Consider the following 19,811-nt stretch of genomic DNA (forward strand, 5'->3'; position numbering starts at 1 on the left):
AAAGATTGTACTTTGAATTTTTATATTTTCCGGACTTTCTTTTTGTTTCCAATTGAATAATAATGGTAATATAAAAATTTGAAAGATTACATTCTCAAACCTAACAGGTTTTTGAAACCTGTTAGGTTTATTTTTCGACATTAATAAAGGTATGTTGAAACCCATGTAATAGTGGTAATACATCACGAAAACAATCAAAGTAAGCTCTTTATACTGTACAACCACCTTCAAAACTGAAATCAGTTGTAAATTTTGAGTATTATTGATTTATTCCTTATTAATTCTCTTTAAGAAACTTAAGTCTCTCTCCTATCCTTAGTCCTTCCAAAGGGTTCTCACAAAATGAGATATCTTTTATGATTGGTTTGATGTATTCCAATCCTGCCAAAACAATGAATTCATCATTCTGCAAATCCGCCTCCTTGGAGAGCTGTCCAATGATTTTCTTACCCCAATCTAATTTTTCCTTGGAGGTCAATATGGTTTGTCCTGGTCTTCTTTTAGCTTTAGAAACATTACTTAAGGTTACATCGTAAGGTTCAATTTCCTTATCAATATCTAGCAAATAATGAAGCCCCGAAAGGATAAATATTTTGTCAGGGGTTTGTTTGTTGGCATATCTCCAACTCAACTTAAATAATGGACTGATATATAAATGCTTTGCCTTGGCTTTCGCACTTCCTTGTTGGGAGGCACAACTGATCAATATTATTTTCTTTGCCATAGAATTTAAATTATGTTATTGTGATTATTTCTCTGTTATCGTCTTCAGGGTAAACTTAGCCAATTCTTCATTAGATCTTGTAACATCTGGTGAAAAAATAAGATTTCCCAATATTTGTTTTGCCTCGTCTTTTTTTCCTTCATCACTCAATATCAAAGCTTTATTAATTAACAAAATCCCTTTTGTTTCAGCATCAGGATCCTTTGAAAGTCCTTTCTCAATAGCATCTAGTCGTACAGTCTTATCATCCAGTAGTTGGGACAATTCTTTCCATCCCGGAGCAAAATCTGGGACTTTTTGGGTTATCATTTTTGCAATTTCAAGTTTCTTATTCTTATCTGCCGTCCATTCAATCTGCATATAAGCAGTATATAAACCTTTAGGAAATTTGCCTTCCTTCTCTCCCTCCAATGAATATAAAGCAGTCTTTGCTGTAAAGAACCCTTTGGGCTCCAATTCGTCCGTCTTTTTATAGAACTTCAAAGCATTATCAAAATCTCCTTTCAATAAATAAGTAAAGGCCAAATCATAAAAAGGATATGCCCAATTCGGTTGAATTTTTATTGCTTCATTAAGTTTTGCAATGGATAAGTCATATTGACCAGATTGTCCCAATTGTCTTGCTTCCTGATGCAGTTCTTCCGCTTTAGGATCAATATTTTGATTCTCCATAATTTCATAGTTTATTTTGCCTGTGGTATTGGCGATATCGCTTTTGCTCAAGGAATGTCCCAGATTATCCTTAAAAACAATATCATTCTGCACAGCATTTTCTTGTTTTTTATCCGTCTGGCAAGCTGAAAAGGTCAAAAATGCAGAGCCCAAAATGGCAGGTAATAGTTTCATACTTTCTTTTAAATTTTCTATGTTTTATCTGCTACCCAATTTACACATTTCAACAATTTAATTTGTGTATTTGTGGCATTAAAAATGAAAAGTCCCGCAAGAAAACTTGCGGGACTTCAACTATTTATTTTTCGAAATTACATCGTCTCCATTTTGAAGCTCATGCTTTCGATAACTTTTAGAATGGCTTCTACCGTATCCATTGAAGTTAAACAAGGAACTCCGTTTTCCACACTCATTCTTCTGATCTGGAATCCGTCTCTTTCTGCTTGTTTTCCTTTTGTAGTTGTATTGACCACATATTGAACTTTCCCTTTCTGGATCAGATCGATCAGGTTTACGTTTTCTTCTCCTATTTTGTATCCTATTTTGCAAGGAATTCCTTTTTCACCAAAGAATTTCGCTGTTCCTTCCGTAGCCCAGATTCTGAAACCTACTTCATGGAACCTTGCTGCTAAATCAGCGGCTTCTTCCTTGTGCTTATCTGCTACTGTGAATAAGATAGATCCGTGCATAGGAACTTTTCTTCCGGCTGCTACTAATCCTTTGTAAAGGGCTTTCTCTAAAGTAGTATCTTTCCCCATAACTTCTCCTGTAGACTTCATTTCAGGGCCTAAAGAGATGTCAACTTTGTTAGTTTTGAGAAAGAGAATACCGGTACTTTTACAAAGACTCCTTCTTTATTCGGAACCAATCCGTTTTTGTAGCCAAGATCAGCCAGTTTCTGTCCTAAAATTGCTTTTGTAGCAAGATTAGCCATTGGAACTTCTGTAATCTTAGATAAGAAAGGAACGGTTCTTGAAGAACGTGGGTTTACTTCGATCACATATACATTTCCTTCGAAAAGAACGTATTGGATATTCATTAATCCGATCACTTTCAGTCCTTTCGCCAGTCTTTGGGTATAGTCTACTAAAGTTTCGATTTCGCTTTGTGAAATGTTCTGTGGCGGATATACTGCAATAGAGTCTCCGGAGTGAACTCCTGCTCTTTCGATATGCTCCATAATTCCTGGAATTACCACTGTTTCACCGTCACAGATCGCATCTACTTCAATTTCCTTTCCTACCATGTATTTGTCAACCAATACCGGGTGCTCAGGACTTGCTTCTACCGCATGTTCCATGTAGTGCGCTAATTCTGCTTCTGCATATACAATTTCCATTGCTCTACCTCCTAGAACGTAGCTTGGACGCACCAATACCGGGTACCCGATTTCGTTGGCAATTTTTATTGCTTCTTCTTTTGAAGTGGAAGTTCTTCCTTTTGGCTGAGGAATTCCCATCTCCTGAAGCGCTTTTTCAAATTTATCTCTGTTTTCAGCTCTGTCAAGGTCTTCTAATGAAGTTCCTAAGATCTGTACTCCGTGAGAAGCTAATTTATCTGCAAGGTTAATCGCAGTTTGTCCTCCGAACTGTACTACTACTCCTTTAGGTTTTTCAAGCTCGATGATGTTCATTACATCTTCTTCAGTAAGTGGCTCGAAGTATAATTTGTCTGAGATAGAGAAGTCTGTAGAAACTGTTTCAGGGTTATTGTTGATGATGATCGCTTCGTAACCCATTTCTTTGATTGCCCAAACCGAGTGAACTGTTGCGTAATCAAATTCAACTCCTTGTCCGATTCTGATTGGCCCTGAACCTAAAACGATGATCTTTTCTTTATCAGAAACTATACTTTCGTTTTCTTCTTCATAAGTTCCATAGAAATATGGTGTTTCACTTTCAAACTCAGCGGCGCAAGTGTCTACCATTTTGTAAACCGGCATTACTCCATTTTCTTTTCTGAAGTTGAAAATCTCACGTTCTTTTACATCCCAAAGAACTGCGATATTGATATCTGCGAAACCTAATCTTTTAGCTTCAATTAATGTTTCTTTATCAAATTTATTTTCAGCGATAACTTTTTCAAAGTCAACTAATTTTTTTAGTTTCCAAATGAAGAACTTATCAATTTTACTCCATTCTACGATTTGTTCCCAATCGTATCCTCTTCTTAGAGCATCTCCGATAATGAATAATCTCTCATCATCACACACTCTGATTCTTCTTTCGATTTCCTCTGCCGTAAGAGCCTGAGCTTGTTTTGTTTTTAATCCTAAATGCTTAATTCCTGTTTCTAATGAACGGATCGCTTTCTGTAAAGATTCCTCAAGGTTTCTTCCGATCGCCATTACTTCACCAGTTGCTTTCATTTGAGTAGAAAGTCTTCTGTCAGCCGTTTCGAATTTATCGAATGGGAATCTTGGGAATTTTGTTACCACATAGTCCAGAGCAGGTTCAAAACATGCGTATGTTTTTCCTGTTACAGGGTTCATGATTTCGTCAAGCGTTAATCCTACCGCAATTTTAGCAGCGATCTTTGCAATCGGATATCCTGTTGCCTTACTTGCTAAAGCCGATGAACGGGATACTCTAGGGTTTACCTCGATGATATAATATTCGAATGAGTGCGGGTCTAAGGCTAACTGTACGTTACATCCGCCTTCAATTCCTAATGCTCTGATGATTTTTAAAGAAGCATTTCTCAATAATTGATACTCTCTGTCTGAAAGGGTCTGAGAAGGTGCCACTACGATAGAGTCTCCTGTGTGAACTCCTACCGGATCTATATTCTCCATGTTACAAACCACAATCGCGTTGTCGTTTGCATCACGCATTACTTCGTATTCAATCTCTTTGAAACCAGCGATTGATTTTTCAATAAGACACTGCGTTACCGGGCTGTGCTTTAATCCCAATTCAGCGATCTCTTTTAGTTCTACTTCAGTGGAAGCGATACCTCCACCCGTTCCTCCCATCGTAAAGGCAGGACGAACAATGACAGGATATCCGATCTCATCAGCAAAGGCAATTGCTCCTTCTACGGTGTTTACAATGTCTGATTCCGGAACCGGCTCATTCAGTTCTCTCATCAGTTCACGGAAAAGGTCTCTGTCTTCTGCCCTGTTGATCGCAGAAAGCTTAGTTCCCAATACTTCCACTTTGCATTCTTCAAGAATTCCTGATTTCTCAAGTTCTACCGCCATATTAAGACCTGTCTGGCCTCCAAGTGTTGGTAGTAATGCATCAGGACGCTCTTTTCTGATGATATGACTTACAAACTGTAATGAAATCGGCTCGATATATACTTTATCTGCGATTTCTACATCTGTCATGATCGTTGCAGGGTTTGAGTTAATCAAAATTACCTTGTAACCTTCTTCTTTCAAAGACAAACAAGCCTGCGTTCCTGCGTAATCAAATTCAGCTGCCTGACCAATGATGATAGGTCCTGAACCGATTACTAAAATTGTTTTTATATCTGTACGTTTTGCCATTTTTCTTTTTTTAGATACAAGATGTTAGATGTCAGATTTCAGACTTCCAACAAGATGTTTTACTTTTTTAAATTAGATTTGAATGTATAAATCATTCTTTGAATTTCATTCAGATTTGATATTAAACTATCCACTTTTTCTGCATCAAGTAATTTTAATTCTCTAGTCAAAATTAATTGTGTCTGCAACTCAAAAGAGGAAGCATTTGCAATTCCAAGAAAGTGATAAAATTCTTTATCATTATTTCTTCCTGCCCCTTCTGCTATGTTTGAAGGAATAGAGATTACAGATCTTTTAATTTGAGAAATCAAACCAAACTTTTAATCTTTAGGTAATTCTACACAAATGATATAAACTTGTTTTGCAAGCTCAATTGATTTCTGCCAAAAAACTAATTTTTCAAAATTATGCATGATCAAGTCTGTTATCTGATGTCTAATATCTGAAATCTTATTACTTTTTAAAGTCCTCCATCATTTGAATAAACTCATCAAACAAGTAGTTTGCGTCTTCTGGGCCAGGGCTTGCTTCAGGGTGATATTGAACAGAGAAACAAGGGTGAATTTTGTGTTTCAAGCCTTCGTTGGTTCTGTCATTCAAGGCAATGTGAGTTTCAATAAGGTCTGTACCTTTTAAACTTTCCTGATCTACAGCATATCCGTGGTTCTGAGAAGTGATTGCTACAGTGTTTTTCTCTAAGTCTAATACAGGGTGATTTCCTCCTCTGTGTCCGAATTTCAATTTAAATGTTTTAGCTCCACAAGCAAGACCAATTAACTGGTGTCCTAAACAGATTCCGAAAATTGGAACTTTCCCTAATAATCCGCGGATCATATCTAATGCATGGGGTACATCTTCCGGGTCACCAGGACCGTTGAAAGCATGATTCCGTCTGGATCCATTAATAGGATATCTTCTGCTGTTGTATCATGAGAAACTACAATGATATCACAGTTTCTTTGAGATAATTCTCTAATGATTCCTAATTTGGCTCCGAAATCTACCAACACAACTTTGAAACCTCTGTTAGGGTTTGCATAAGGTGTTTTTGTAGAAACCTCTTCCACCTGATTGATTGGGAAAGTGGTTGTCTTTAGCTCTGCAGCTGTTGCTGCTTCATCTGCATCCGCATTTACAATTTTTCCTTTCACTACTCCAGAATTACGAAGAATTCTTGTCAGTCTTCTTGTATCGATTCCTGAAATTCCTGAAAGGTTTTTCTTTTTAAATAGTTCATCTAAAGTAATCTGAGTACGGAAGTTAGAAGGAAGATCGCAAAGTTCTTTTACGATAAGCCCTTTGATTGCCGGCTCAATACTTTCATAATCATCACGGTTAATACCATAATTCCCGATAAGCGGATAGGTCATACAAACTATCTGACCACAATACGATGGGTCAGAGATCAATTCCTGATACCCTGTCATTCCGGTATTGAAAACTACTTCTCCTGCAGTTTCCAATTCTGCTCCGAACCTACTCCATGAAATACTTCACCGGACTCCAGTATTAATTTTTTCTTCATTTTTTCTATTTAGATTTTCTTTTTTATTAACAGGTCGCCTCTACGAGGCTCTTTTTATTTTTCCCAGGGGCTTTACCCCATTTTTATTAATAGGGTGTATCCCTACAATTGCTATTAACGGGTCGCTCCTACGGAGCTCGCTTGGCTCTTTTTATTTAAAGGTAAACCCTTTTTCTTCCAATGCATCCTTTAAGATGGCCATTCTGGCAAAAACCCCGTTTTCCATTTGTCTGAAGATTCTCGAACGTTCACATTCTACAAGGTCTGAATCTATTTCCACTCCTCTGTTGATGGGTGCCGGGTGCATGATGATTGCTTCTTTTTTCATGGCTTGTTCTCTTTCTTTGGTCAAACCATATCTTTTGTGATAGTCAGATGCCGTGAAACTCATGGCTGCATCGTGTCTTTCGTGTTGGATTCTTAATAGCATCAGAACATCTACTTCAGCGATCAATTCATCTACTGAAAGATAAGTACCATTGATTAATGCTCCTTCATCAAACCATTGCTCAGGCCCGGAGAAATATACTTTAGCGCCTAATCTTCTTAAAGCTTCAGCATTTGAATTGGCAACACGGCTGTGTTTCACATCGCCTACAATTCCTACTTTTAATCCTTCAAATTTTCCGAATTCCTGATAGATAGTCATCAGATCCAGCATACATTGTGAAGGATGGTTTCCTGTGCCGTCGCCTCCATTGATGACAGGAATTTTAATATTTTTCAGTTCTTCAAAATATCTGTCTTTCTTATCGCGGATCACGACAAGGTTTACTCCAAGGCTTTCAATAGTTTTTACGGTATCATAAAGACTCTCGCCTTTATTTACAGAACTGTGTGAAGCATCAAAGGGAACAACCTGTAATCCTAATTTCCTTTCTGCAATATCAAAGCTTGTCTTTGTTCTTGTACTGTCTTCGAAGAAAAGATTGGAACAAAAAACTTCGCCTTCAATTTTAGCAGTTTTTCCATTTCTGAAAGCCATCGCTTCTGTCAGTATACTGTTGATTTTCTCGGTACTTAGTTCTGTAATCGTAAACATAATCTTAATTTTTAAGCATAAAAAAAGCGAAGACAACAATCTTCGCTAATAACAATAAATATCGTAAAGGGCGCTTTCGCCCGGTAAATCTAATGATATAAATGCTTTTTTATTCATTAGGTGCAAAGATACAAAAATTTCACGAACCTCCAAAAACAAATTTTAAAATAAATTAAAACCCTTAGTATTTACCTATTCTCATTTAAAATTAATATTTTTGTTAACATTCAAATTTATTCTATGGATTTAAAAGACAAAATGATTCTCAGCATTATTCAGGAAGACTCCACTTTATCTGTGAAAGAAATTTCAGAAAAGATCGGTCTTACCTTTACTCCGACGTATGAAAGAATCAAACAATTGGAGAAGCACGGGATCATTCAAAAGTATGTAGGCCTTTTAGATCGTGAGAAGCTTGGGTTAAACATTGTTGTTTACTGTAATGTTCGTCTTAAAGAGCAATCCAAGAAAGTATTGGAAACCTTTGAGAAACATATTGGAAAGTATGATGAAGTACAGGAAATCATCAGTCTTTCCGGAGAGTATGACTATATGTTGAAGATTATTGCCAAAGACATCAATTCTTATAATGAATTTGCAGTTAATGTTATCTCAAACGTTCCTAATATCGGACAGTACCACAGTTCTATCGTCCTTCATGAGGTGAAAAAATCTACTAAATTCAAAATTGAACTTGAATAGTTCTTTTACTTTTAAGCCTTAAGAAGCTTTATGTGATTTCATCACAATCATCAATTTCAAAGATCAAAATAAAATCCAACCATTAAGACAGCTTAAGCAATTAAGATTTAAGGATTTCACAACGATAAAACATAAGGCGATTCTAAAGTAATTTTTAGATTTTTATGTCAGCTCAAGCCTTTATATATCTTAATGGTTTAGATTTTAACCTAATAATTTATTCTTCAGTTTATTGAACTGGTATTCTATTTTATCCAGGCAAAGATTTCCTATACTTCCCTGATGAGTATGATCCAGAGCGCCAGGTTCAAATTCAAATTCATTGTTTTCGATTTCCTGTCCTACTTTTACATAAGCATCACGGAAAGAACTTCCGCTTTTTACTTCTTCATTGATCTTCTCTACACTGAATAGGTATTTGTATTTTTCATCCTCAAGGATTCCATCTTTTACCTGAATATTCGGTAAGGTATAACTTAAGATTTCCAGACATTCTTTCAATGAATCAATAGCCGGGAAAAGAATTTCTTTAGTCAATTGTACATCTCTGTGATATCCTGAAGGAAGGTTATTGGTCAGTAAAATCAATTCATTTGGCAGCGCTTGAATTCTATTGCATCGTGCACGAACCAGCTCAAAAATATCAGGGTTCTTTTTATGCGGCATAATGCTGCTTCCTGTTGTAAACTCCTTTGGAAAGCTGATGAAATTGAAGTTCTGATTCAGGTACAGACATACATCATAAGCAAATTTCCCAAGTGTTCCCGCCAATGTTGCCATTGCCATCGCCAATAGTTTCTCTGATTTCCCACGAGTCATCTGGGCATACACAGAGTTATAATTCATAGACTGAAACCCAAGATTATAGGTTGTACTTTCACGATTAATTGGGAAAGACGAACCATAACCAGCTGCCGAACCCAGTGGATTCTTATTGATGATGTTTTTGTTGAAAACAGCATTTCCACATCATCTAAAAGGGCTTCTGCATACGCTCCAAACCACAATCCAAACGATGAAGGCATTGCAATCTGTAAGTGGGTATACCCTGGAAGCAATACATTTTTATGTTGATCTGCCAGCTGGATTAAAATCTGGAAAAACTCATCAGTCAGTGCTGTGATTTCACGGATTTCATCTAATAAATACAGTTTTATATCTAATAAAACCTGATCATTTCTTGATCTTGCCGTGTGAATTTTCTTTCCTGTATCGCCTAATTTTGTAATCAGGATCGCTTCTACCTGAGAATGGATATCCTCAGCTTCTTTATCAATTTCAAAAGTTCCGTTTTCAATTTCCTGTAAAATATCGTTTAACACCGCCAGCATTTGCTCGGATTCTTCCAGAGAAATAATTCCGGTTTCTGCAAGCATTGTACAATGTGCCATAGAACCTTTAACATCATATTTTGCTAAACGTTCGTCGAAGTCAAGATCTTTTCCTACGGTAAAGTTATTGACTAATATATTGGTGGCCAGGTCATCCTTTTGCCATATCTTTTTCATAAGTAATAATTGATTTTCTAAGACTGCAAAACATCGTATTACGACGCACAGCCCGATTTAAAATATTTGATTGATTTTGACAAGCCCAGCAAGACTATCCTTATTATTATTAACTATAAAAAAACATTTCCTTAATATGTAAAGTCACTTTTTAATGGTATTGTTTGCATAAATCCTTATTAAAACGTAAACTTTATTGCCTGCTGAGCATTAGTCAAAATATATTGTAGATATTCAGATGTAAGATATCAGACTGTTTATTTTTATCTGATATCTGAGGTCTAGTATCTGATATCTTTACAACACCTTTTCCAAAATTTGGATGTAGATCTCTATTCCCTCTTCTATTTCATTGATATAGATAAATTCATCCGCTGTATGAGAGCGCCTACTGTCTCCAGGCCCCATTTTCACAGAGGTACATGGAATAATTGCCTGATCTGAAGAGGTTGGGGAACCATAGGTTGTCCTTCCTATTTCCACTCCTGCTTTTACAAACGGGTGATCCATTTCTATTTTTGAAGAATTCAACCTGAAAGACCTTGCTGTAAGGGTTGACTTCATTTGAGACTGGATAATTTCAAAGGCTTCTTTATTGGAATATTCGTCAGTTACCCTTACATCCAAAGTAAAGTGACAAGATTCTGGTACTACGTTATGCTGTACACCGGCATTAATTCCAGACAAGGTTACTTTCACCTCTCCTAAATAATCTGAAACCTTTGGAAATTTAAAATTTAAAATCTCCTGCAGATCCTGCATGCATTTTACAATCGAATTATCGTCATTAGGATGAGCAGCATGAGAAGGAGTTCCTTTCATCTCTCCGTCAATTACCAACAGTCCTTTTTCTGCAATTGCCAGATTCATCTGCGTGGGTTCTCCTACGATGGCAAGTTCTATATTAGGTAACTGTGGGTACAGAGCCTCGATTCCGTCAAAACCTGAAATCTCCTCCTCAGCCGTCAACGCAATCACTAAATTATATTTTAAATCTTCTTTATCATAAAAATGTAAAAAAACCTGCGCCATAGAAACCAGAGAAGCTCCGGCATCATTACTTCCCAACCCGAACAGCTTACCATCCTTTTCAATAGGAACAAATGGATCCAATGTATAGGCTTTATTCGGTTTTACCGTATCATGGTGTGTATTTAATAAAACGGAAGGTTTAAATACATCAAAGTTCTTATTTACCGCCCAGATATTGTTTTTAAAACGCTTCGTCGGGATCTGATGCTTTTTGAAAAAGTTTTCAATCTCTACAGACGTATTGAATTCATCTTTACTGAATGAAGGAATTTCAATCAAATTTTTAAGCAATTCAACAGCATTGTTCAACAATTCTTCTTTATTATAAACAGATTTCAGTTCCTGCATGATGATTCTCTATATGGTTTTTAAGTTCTGTTTCTTTAATCAAAAACACTTTATTTACATTATTTTTTATCGCTCCAAGAGCATTTTCAAGTTTGGGTAAGATCCCTTTATGAAGTTTCCCTTCTTCTTTCAACGTTATAAAATCGTCTTCAGAAATACTTTTGATCAGAGATGCCGGATCATCCACATTTTCCAATACTCCTTTCTTATCAAAACAATACAGCAACTCCACTTCATACTTCTCAGACAAAGCCTGAGCAATCACAGAAGCAATTGTATCTGCATTGGTATTAAAAAGATTCCCTTTTCTATCGTGGGTAATCGCAGAAAATACTGGAACAAGATCCAGCTTAATAAGCTTTGAAATAAGCTTCTTATTCACACTCTTCTTATTAATATCGCCCACAAATCCGAAGTCTATCTCAGGGTGTTCTCTTTTCTTAGCTTTAATCAGATTTCCATCTGCTCCGGAAAACCCTATGCCATTACATCTCTTCTGCTGTAGCTTTTCAACAATATTTTTATTAATCCCCCCTGCATACACCATTGTTACAATATCCAATGTATCTTTATCCGTAATCCGCCTTCCATTGATCATCTTCTGCTCTATGCCGAGTTTATCTGCCAGCGTATTCGCTAACTTACCTCCGCCATGAACAAGGATCTTCTTTTCTTTAATTTCGGAAAACTGATCTAAAAACTGATCCAGCAATCGTTCATCATCAATGAGCGCTCCGCCTATTTTTATGATGTATATTTTCTGTTTCATTTTTTTACATTTATTGTAGAATAGGAATTCATTCCTATCTTGGGGTTAAATTGATTGGAATACATTCCAATCCTATGTTAAATCGTCCCTTCAGGACTCATTGGATAATTTTATCTGATTGAGGATTCTATCCTTGTCAAGGTTTAAAACCTTGACAAGGATTTTGCAAAAGAATTATTCAGCTTTCAGGCCATCCAAAATTTCGCTAAAAACAGCTTGTGCTGAAAAAATACGGTTCTTTGCCTGTTGGTAGATGATAGAATTTTCTCCATCCATGACTTCATCACTCAATTCTACATTACGGCGAACCGGAAGACAGTGCATTACTTTTGCCTGGTTGGTAGTCGCCAGCTTTTCGTTTGTAAGCATCCAATCTCCTTTTACTTCTGGCATTGCTGCATAATCATTAAAAGAAGACCAGTTTTTCACATAGATAAAATCCGCATCTTTCAACGCTTCATCCTGATCATGAATTACTTTTGTGTCTTTTGTAAAAGCAGGATCCAAATCGTATCCTTCAGGATTAGCGATCACCAACTCTACATCCATTTCCTGCATCCATTCTGCAAAGGAATTTCCTACCGCATGAGCAATCGGTTTGATATGTGGCGCCCAGGTTAAAACAATCTTAGGTTTATGATCTTTTTTCCAATTTTCTGTAATCGTGATACAATCTGCCAAACTTTGTAACGGATGACGCGTTGCTGATTCCAGAGAGATGACAGGAACTTTTGCATGTTGCTCAAACTGACTCAAAATGCTTTCATTCACATCATCTTCTTTGCTCTTCATTCCTGCAAAACAACGTACAGCGATGATATCACAATATTGATTTAAAACTTCAATAGCATCTTTAATATGCTCTACTGTATCTCCGTTCATTATCGCTCCGTCAGCAAATTCAAGATTCCATGCTTCCTGTGCTGCATTTAAAGTCAATACATTTAAACCAAGATTTTGTGCTGCAATCTGGCTGCTTAAACGGGTTCTTAAGCTTGAGTTTAAGAATACAAGACCTATTGTCTTTCCCTTTCCTTTTTCTGTTTCTGAAAGTGGGTTTGCTTTAATTTCTAAAGCTTTTTTTATGATTTCCTGTAAGTTTTCTACATCACTTACAGCGGTGAATTTTTTCATTTTGAATTGATTTTAAAGATTTCCTTTACTTATTAATTGTTAATCTAACCACAAAAGGAGAAAAGCTCTTATTTAAACACTTTAGAACACTTAAGCTAGTTTAAAATGAAACTGCATATAAAGTTCACATAAGAAGAAAATCAAAGATTTTCAAAAACTTCAGTGTACTTCTTAAGCGTTTAGTAGTTTCTTACAATCACTTAAGTGTTTAAATTCTTTTGTGACTTTTGTGGTTCAAAAACTCCGAAGGCTAGTTACTCTGTTTAGATTCCTACGGAATGACAAATATTGCGTAAGAATTTCATCTTCTCTTTTTACACTTTACCTTCTTAGCCTTTTTAATCTTCAATACTTTCTAACACTGTTTTCAAAGCATTGATAAAAAGATCCGTTTCCTCTTTTTTGATATTCAGTGCCGGAAGAATCCTTAAAACACTTTTATCGTTTGAGTTTCCAGTGAAAATATGATGATCGAACAGTAAGCTTTTCCTTATCTCTGAACAGTCTCTGTCGAGTTCTATTCCGATCATCAATCCTTTCCTTCGAATGGATTTAATATGGGGTAAATCTTTAATTTCATTTTCAATATACTCGCCCATTTGCTGAGTATTTTCGATAAGATTTTCATCTTTCATGACATCCAGAACAGCAATGGAAGCTACACAAGCTAAGTGATTTCCTCCAAAAGTAGTTCCCAGCAAGCCATTACTAGCCTGGAATTTAGGACTAATCAAAACTCCGCCAACCGGAAATCCGTTCCCCATTCCTTTAGCTGTGGTAATAATATCTGCTTGAATCCCGAATTCCTGATGGGCAAAGAAGTATCCGCTTCTTCCATATCCCGACTGTACTTCATCCAAGATCAAAACAGCATCATATTTCTCACACAGTTCTTTAATTTTAGATAAAAATTCTTCCGTCGGAATCATAATTCCGCCTACACCCTGGATTCCTTCAATAATTACTGAAGAAATTTCATTTCCATGTACTGCAAAAGTTTCTTCGAGCTGCTTAACATCATTCCATTCAGATTTAATGAATCGTTCTGAAAAGTTTACCGGAGCAACAATTTTCGGGTTATCCGTTACAGAAACTGCCGCAGAAGTTCTTCCGTGAAATGATCCTGAGAAATAAAGCACTTTACTTTTTCCATTGTGAAAAGAAGCAAGCTTTAATGCATTTTCATTAGCCTCAGCACCTGAATTACACAGGAAAAGGTTGTAGTCTTCATATCCTGAAAGTTTTCCCAGTTTATCAGCCAGTTCTACCTGCAATTCATTCTGAACAGAGTTAGAATAGAAAGAAATCTTTTCCAATTGTTCTTTCAATTTATTTTGGTAGTGCGGATGGTTATGGCCAATAGAGATTACAGCATGTCCTCCGTAGAAGTCAAGATATTTTTCACCTTTATCATCCCAAAGGAAAGACCCCTGAGCTTTAACCGGATTTATGTTGAATAATGGATATACGTTGAATAAATTCATTTTTTTGTTTTTAATTAATTTCTTTTGTCTTGAAACAAAAGAAACAAAAGTTCAAGACCTGGAAACTTCCGCTAAAAATTAGTTCTATTCTCTAAAAATTCTAAAACTTGTGCGAATTCTAAACGAGTTCTTCGATTTTATATACACCTCGCACTTCGAACAGTAGAATTTTCTTAACGTTCACAGAATTAATTTTCTTAACGCTCCATTTTCCTAAGTCGGATTTGATGTTAGTTTTTAAAACTTACGATTGACTTATTTTAATCAATTGAATTTAAAATGCTATCGGTTTCAGATTCAAGCCTGTATTTTCATCCCAACCCATCGCGATATTCATATTTTGAACAGCCTGTCCTGAAGCTCCTTTCAACAAATTGTCAATCGCTGAGTGAATAACGGCAACATTTCCACTCTTTTCAATCTGGATCACACAGCGATTGGTATTGACAACCTGCTTTAAATCAATTGCTTTTTCACTTACCGTAACAAACGGTGCCTCTGCATAAAAATCCTGATACAATTGATAGATGTCAGAAAGTCCCAAATTCGTTTTCACCGTAGAACTTGTAAAAATCCCTCTTGCAAAATCCCCTCTCCATGGTACAAAATTCAGGCTGACCTCTTTATGATTAAACAAAACTATTTGTTGTAAAATTTCATCTACATGCTGATGAGTCAATGTTTTATAAGCTGAAATATTATCATTCCTCCAGGTAAAATGGGTTGTTGCCTGGAGAGACTGTCCCGCTCCTGTAGATCCTGTAATCCCTGTAGTAAAAACCTCATCCAGCACCTCTTTTCCTGCCAATGGTAACAATGCCAATTGAATTGCCGTAGCAAAACACCCGGGATTTGCGATACTTTTTGAACCTGACAGTTGTTTTTTATTGATTTCAGGTAATCCGTAGATAAAATTTCTGTTTTCAAAATTTCCATCCAAACGAAAGTCATTTCCTAGATCAATCACCAATGTTTCTTGTTTAACCGGATTTTGAGTTAACCAATTCTGACTTTCCTTATGCGGAAGACACAGAAAAAGAATATCTACTTCTTCAGGCTGATCTGTCAGCACTTGCTCACAAACCGTCGTTAAATCCGGGTACAGATCCGAAATTCTGGTTCCCGAATTAGAACGACTATATAAAAAACTCAATGTCACATTGGGATGGAAGGCTAGTAAACGTATTAACTCGCTTCCTGTATAACCGTTGGCACCAACTATTCCTATTGTTTTCTTCATTTTTAAACTGACAGGACTTCGTCCTATCTTGGGTTAAATCGTTCCTTCGGAACTTTAGTTGATATTTTGGTTAATCTGGTGATATATATTTAAGGAATTGCTCACAATTTTTGTATATCCTTTTACATCTTCCCCCGTCCATGCTCTGTTAGCCTCTCCATAGCTTCCGAATTTATCAGACATTAAGTCATGATTGGATTCTATTCCGTTTAGAATAAATCTATAGGGATGAAGCGTTATAAATACTTTTCCGCTTACTGTTTTCTGAGAATCTGCTAAGAAAGATTCAATATTTCTCATTACCGGATCTAAGAAAAGTGCTTCGTGAAGCCAGTTTCCATACCAATCGGATAACTGAGACTTCATCATTTGCTGGTATTTTGAAAGGGTATGTTTTTCCAATAAGTGGTGTGCTTTAATAATCACTGATGCCGCCGCCGCCTCAAAACCAACCCTTCCTTTAATTCCTACAATGGTATCACCAACATGAATATCACGTCCAATTCCATAAGCAGAAGCTAATTTTTCTATTTTTTGAATAGCATATACTGAGTGTTCAAAGCTTTCTCCATTTACTGCTATTACTTCACCGTTTAAATTCAATTTCCAATTCTGAAGGCTGAGTTTTTTCTACCTGAGACGGAAACGCTTCTTCTGGGAGATAATTTTTTGATGTCAATGTCTCTTTTCCGCCTACAGAAGTTCCCCAAAGTCCTTTATTCACTGAATATTGTGCTTTATGGAATTCCATTTCATAGCCATGGCTTTTCAAAAACTCAATTTCTTCTTCACGGGATAAAGCCATGTCACGGATTGGCGTAATAATCTCAATATTCGGACACATTACCTGAAAGATTAAATCAAAACGAACCTGATCATTTCCGGCTCCCGTACTTCCATGAGCAATTGCATCTGCCCCTACTTCAATCGCATATTTTGCAATTTCCTGAGCCTGTATTGTACGTTCAGCACTTACAGAAAGAGGATATGTGTTGTTTTTCAATACATTTCCAAAAATCAAATACTTCACACAAGAGTTGTAATAATCTTCCTGAGCATCTACGCACCTGTACTCTTTTACTCCAAGGTTTAAAGCTTTTTTCTCCAACTCTTTTTCTTCTTCTTTGGAAAAACCTCCGGTATTCACAGTAACTGCATACACATCATACCCCAATGTTTCACTAAGATATTTTGCACAGTAGGAAGTATCTAAACCTCCACTAAACGCTAAGATGACTTTCTTGTTCATTGCTATATTTAATTTCTGGTTGTGCATTCACAACACTGTTTACTTTATTATTATCAGGCTGACTGTTTGCAACCTCATCTTTTTTAACATTATCAGGAACGAAAAGCATGGCTGTACAAAGACAGTTCTTACGTTCCTTTTTCATTAGAATTTCATAATTCACGCAATTCTTGCAACCGCTCCAAAATTCTTCATCCTGAGTAAGCTCAGAATAAATTACCGGCTTGTACCCCAAATCACTATTGATTTTCATTACCGCAAGTCCTGTAGTTAATCCGAATACTTTTGCTTCAGGATATTTTTCTCTAGATAATTGGAAAACTTTATGTTTGATCTGAGTAGCAACTCCACCATGCCTAAATTTGGGCGACACAATCAATCCCGAATTAGCTACAAACTTCCCGTGTGACCAAGTCTCTATATAACAGAAACCTACCCACTCTCCGTTTTCAGTAGCTACCACAGCATTGCCTTCTGAAATCTTCTTACTCAAATATTCTATAGAACGTTTTGCGATTCCCGTTCCTCTACGCTGTGCAGAATCATACATTTCCTGCTGTATTTCACTCACATACATTAGATGTTCGCATGAGGAAATTTCTATTTCCATTTATTTATCTGAATTTTTTGGCAAATTTAAAATATATTTTCTTTCAAATGCAAATAAAAAAGATATTTTTTTTGTTTTAAAAATTTATACAGGTAAAATTATCTTTAATCAAAATTATATATTTGCTAATTTATTATATATTTGCTAAAATACTATAGTTATGGAAAATACATGTCCTAAATGCAAGGGTAACAAAGTGGTTAAAAGCGGTATTATCAATAGCAAACAAAGATTTCTATGCAAAAGTTGCAACTACTATTTCACTGTAAAAAAATTAGGAAAACAGATTGATGATTATTATGTTACTAAAGCATTACAGTTATACCTTGAAGGCCTAAGTTACCGCGAAATTGAGAGAATCATCGGAGTTTCTCATGTTAGCATAAGCTCATGGATCAAAAAATACAACATCACAAGACCACCCCACTCAGAGTTCCATCCCGTATATAAAATACTGAAACAAAACGAATTGATTGAATACATTACTCAGGAAGAGAATATTAAAAACTCCGGAATTATTATCACTCAGTTTGCCGATAAGTATATGTTGATTAAATGGGAAAGGTTTAAGAAGTAGATAAATAGAGAATAAACGGATAGATAATAGACTTTACAGAGTGTTTGTTCCATTTTTACTTACATAACTATATCATTACCATTAATATATATTAAATTTTCATAAATAAATTATTAATTCCAATTTGGCTTTCGCAAAAAACAACGCCAAAAATTGATAATTTATGAAGAAATTACTTACATTCATTGGAGTAGCCTTAATTAGCAGTTCCATGTATTCGCAGGGTTCTCCTGATTATGGCAGCGGACTGAAAATAAACCTTAATCCTGAGGGAGATAAATTCATCAGATTTATTTTATGGGATCAGCTTTGGCTACGAAATAGTGCCATGAATCCCGGAAGTATGGTTGGAAATGAACCTACTGACAATACATGGAACCTGGGAAACAGACGATTACGTGCTTTAACATACGCACAGATCTCCAAACGATATATGATCCTTCTTCATTTTGGAATCAATAATCAAACTTTCATCAATGGTGGCGCTTCAGGTACTTCAGGCACAGGAGGCTATGGAAACGGAAAGAAAACCCAGATGTTTTTTCATGATGCCTGGAATGAATATGCAGTTATTTTACCTGGAGAAGCGGGAAAATTCAGTTTATCTTTAGGGGCGGGACTTCATTATTATATGGGACTTTCCCGTATGACCATGGCATCTACTCTCAACTTCCTTACGGTAGACTCACCAGTCTTCTCATGGCCATTGATTGACAATTCAGATCAGTTTGGAAGACAAATCGGAATGTTTGCCAAAGGAAAATACGGAAAACTAGAGTATCGTTTTAGTTTAAACAAACCTTTTGCAACTGATCTTACTCCAGCTAATGTAACCGATCCATCAAAAGCCGTAGCAGTAGATAACAATGGAAATCCAAGTTTTTCAAAAGCAGGATATATTGAGTACCAATTCCTTGATGAAGAATCTAACACCCTTCCTTTCAAAGTAGGATCTTATCTGGGAACAAAGAAAGTTTTCAATGTAGGAGCAGGATTTTACCATCAGGCAGACGGAACAAGAACATCCGTTAATTCGAATATTGAAAAACACGACATTACTCTTTTTGCAGTAGATGCTTTCGCAGATATTCCATTAGGAGAAGCGAAAAATAAAATGGCAGTTTCCGCCTACGCCGGATATTATAACTACAATTTTGGGCCTCACTATGTAAGAAATCTGGGTACCATGAATATTGCAGCAGCTGATCCTAATTTTACAGGTAATAAAGCTATTGCAGGGCCAGGAAACCTACAACCCACCATTGGAACAGGTAATATTATCTATGCACAAGCTGGTTTACTCCTACCAAGTCAGGCAGAAAAACCAAAAATCAGAATACAGCCTTTCGCGGCCTACACTCACAAGAGCTTCGAAGCTTTTGACAAATCTTCATCCCAGTTTGATGTTGGTGCCAATTGGTTTATAGACGGGCATCATGCAAAAATCACAACTCAGTATTCAACAAGACCTGTTTACACCAACCCTACTGAAAGCCCGTCTTCAAAAGGAGAATTCATTGTACAGTTTCAGATCTATCTATAAGACTCTAAACCATTAAGAAGAGTAAAGATTTTTAGAAAAACCAAGCTCCATCAAAGATGAAAAACATAACTAAAAGCAATGTCAGTTATCGTCTTAACGATCCTTTATCACTTCAAAACCCCTTAATGCTATAAAAAATAAACTTCAATTCAATCCTTT

The 19,811-nt window shown here is 36.2% G+C and carries 12 protein-coding genes and 5 pseudogenes; 3 read left to right on the plus strand and 14 right to left on the minus strand.

The genetic code is table 11. The annotated features are described in order from the left end of the window. Nucleotides 1–277: 277 nt before the first annotated feature. From QWZ06_RS16800 to QWZ06_RS16825, 6 genes and pseudogenes are all read right to left on the minus strand, one after another. The gene (locus QWZ06_RS16800; RefSeq protein ID WP_290299779.1) at nucleotides 278–724 is read right to left on the minus strand and encodes a DUF6884 domain-containing protein; all 447 of its coding nucleotides are present in this window, start codon (nucleotides 722–724) and stop codon (nucleotides 278–280) included. A 24-nt stretch (nucleotides 725–748) separates the two neighbouring features. Then, on the minus strand, nucleotides 749–1,570 hold the full coding sequence (locus QWZ06_RS16805) for a tetratricopeptide repeat protein (RefSeq protein ID WP_290299782.1): 822 nt from the start codon (nucleotides 1,568–1,570) through the stop codon (nucleotides 749–751). Nucleotides 1,571–1,707: 137 nt separating this feature from the next. Continuing rightward, a pseudogene (gene carB, locus QWZ06_RS16810) lies at nucleotides 1,708–4,889 on the minus strand (carbamoyl-phosphate synthase large subunit). Between the two features lie 59 nt (nucleotides 4,890–4,948). Next, a pseudogene (locus QWZ06_RS16815) lies at nucleotides 4,949–5,302 on the minus strand (four helix bundle protein). Between the two features lie 40 nt (nucleotides 5,303–5,342). Next, nucleotides 5,343–6,414: pseudogene (locus QWZ06_RS16820) on the minus strand (carbamoyl phosphate synthase small subunit). Between the two features lie 151 nt (nucleotides 6,415–6,565). After that, the gene (locus tag QWZ06_RS16825; RefSeq protein WP_290299783.1) at nucleotides 6,566–7,456 is read right to left on the minus strand and encodes an aspartate carbamoyltransferase catalytic subunit; all 891 of its coding nucleotides are present in this window, start codon (nucleotides 7,454–7,456) and stop codon (nucleotides 6,566–6,568) included. A 240-nt stretch (nucleotides 7,457–7,696) separates the two neighbouring features. Between QWZ06_RS16825 and QWZ06_RS16830 the strand changes: the two genes are divergently transcribed. Beyond that, the gene (locus QWZ06_RS16830) at nucleotides 7,697–8,158 is read left to right on the plus strand and encodes an Lrp/AsnC family transcriptional regulator (RefSeq protein ID WP_290299784.1); all 462 of its coding nucleotides are present in this window, start codon (nucleotides 7,697–7,699) and stop codon (nucleotides 8,156–8,158) included. 204 nt (nucleotides 8,159–8,362) lie between these two features. On the opposite strand, the pseudogene argH reads toward QWZ06_RS16830, so the two are convergent. The 8 genes and pseudogenes from argH to QWZ06_RS16870 form a co-directional block, all read right to left on the minus strand. After that, a pseudogene (argH, locus tag QWZ06_RS16835) lies at nucleotides 8,363–9,666 on the minus strand (argininosuccinate lyase). Nucleotides 9,667–9,963: 297 nt separating this feature from the next. Further along, entirely contained in the window at nucleotides 9,964–11,046 is a 1,083-nt protein-coding gene (locus tag QWZ06_RS16840) for a M20 family metallo-hydrolase (RefSeq protein ID WP_290299786.1), read from the minus strand. Then, entirely contained in the window at nucleotides 11,021–11,815 is a 795-nt protein-coding gene (gene argB, locus QWZ06_RS16845; protein WP_290299788.1) for an acetylglutamate kinase, read from the minus strand. Before argB ends, QWZ06_RS16840 begins: the two co-directional genes overlap by 26 nt. A gap of 174 nt (nucleotides 11,816–11,989) precedes the next feature. Further along, nucleotides 11,990–12,949 carry an N-acetylornithine carbamoyltransferase gene (locus tag QWZ06_RS16850; protein ID WP_290299790.1) on the minus strand — a complete coding sequence of 320 codons (960 nt, stop codon included), beginning with the start codon at nucleotides 12,947–12,949 and terminating at the stop codon, nucleotides 11,990–11,992. A gap of 338 nt (nucleotides 12,950–13,287) precedes the next feature. Continuing rightward, on the minus strand, nucleotides 13,288–14,433 hold the full coding sequence (locus tag QWZ06_RS16855; RefSeq protein WP_290299792.1) for an aspartate aminotransferase family protein: 1,146 nt from the start codon (nucleotides 14,431–14,433) through the stop codon (nucleotides 13,288–13,290). A 274-nt stretch (nucleotides 14,434–14,707) separates the two neighbouring features. Further along, on the minus strand, nucleotides 14,708–15,673 hold the full coding sequence (gene argC / locus QWZ06_RS16860) for an N-acetyl-gamma-glutamyl-phosphate reductase (protein WP_290299794.1): 966 nt from the start codon (nucleotides 15,671–15,673) through the stop codon (nucleotides 14,708–14,710). 54 nt (nucleotides 15,674–15,727) lie between these two features. Then, nucleotides 15,728–16,922: pseudogene (locus tag QWZ06_RS16865) on the minus strand (argininosuccinate synthase). Continuing rightward, on the minus strand, nucleotides 16,894–17,532 hold the full coding sequence (locus tag QWZ06_RS16870) for a GNAT family N-acetyltransferase (RefSeq protein ID WP_290299797.1): 639 nt from the start codon (nucleotides 17,530–17,532) through the stop codon (nucleotides 16,894–16,896). Before QWZ06_RS16870 ends, QWZ06_RS16865 begins: the two are co-directional and overlap by 29 nt. Before the next feature lie 160 nt (nucleotides 17,533–17,692). On the opposite strand from QWZ06_RS16870, the gene QWZ06_RS16875 reads away from it, so the two are divergent. Continuing rightward, nucleotides 17,693–18,109 (plus strand): IS1/IS1595 family N-terminal zinc-binding domain-containing protein, encoded by a 417-nt coding sequence (locus QWZ06_RS16875; RefSeq protein WP_290299798.1) that lies wholly within the window; start codon nucleotides 17,693–17,695, stop codon nucleotides 18,107–18,109. Between the two features lie 163 nt (nucleotides 18,110–18,272). Next, nucleotides 18,273–19,652 (plus strand): porin, encoded by a 1,380-nt coding sequence (locus QWZ06_RS16880; RefSeq protein WP_290299800.1) that lies wholly within the window; start codon nucleotides 18,273–18,275, stop codon nucleotides 19,650–19,652. The last annotated feature ends 159 nt before the right edge of the window (nucleotides 19,653–19,811 follow it).

Source organism: Chryseobacterium tructae (assembly GCF_030409875.1).
GTDB lineage: Bacteria > Bacteroidota > Bacteroidia > Flavobacteriales > Weeksellaceae > Chryseobacterium > Chryseobacterium tructae.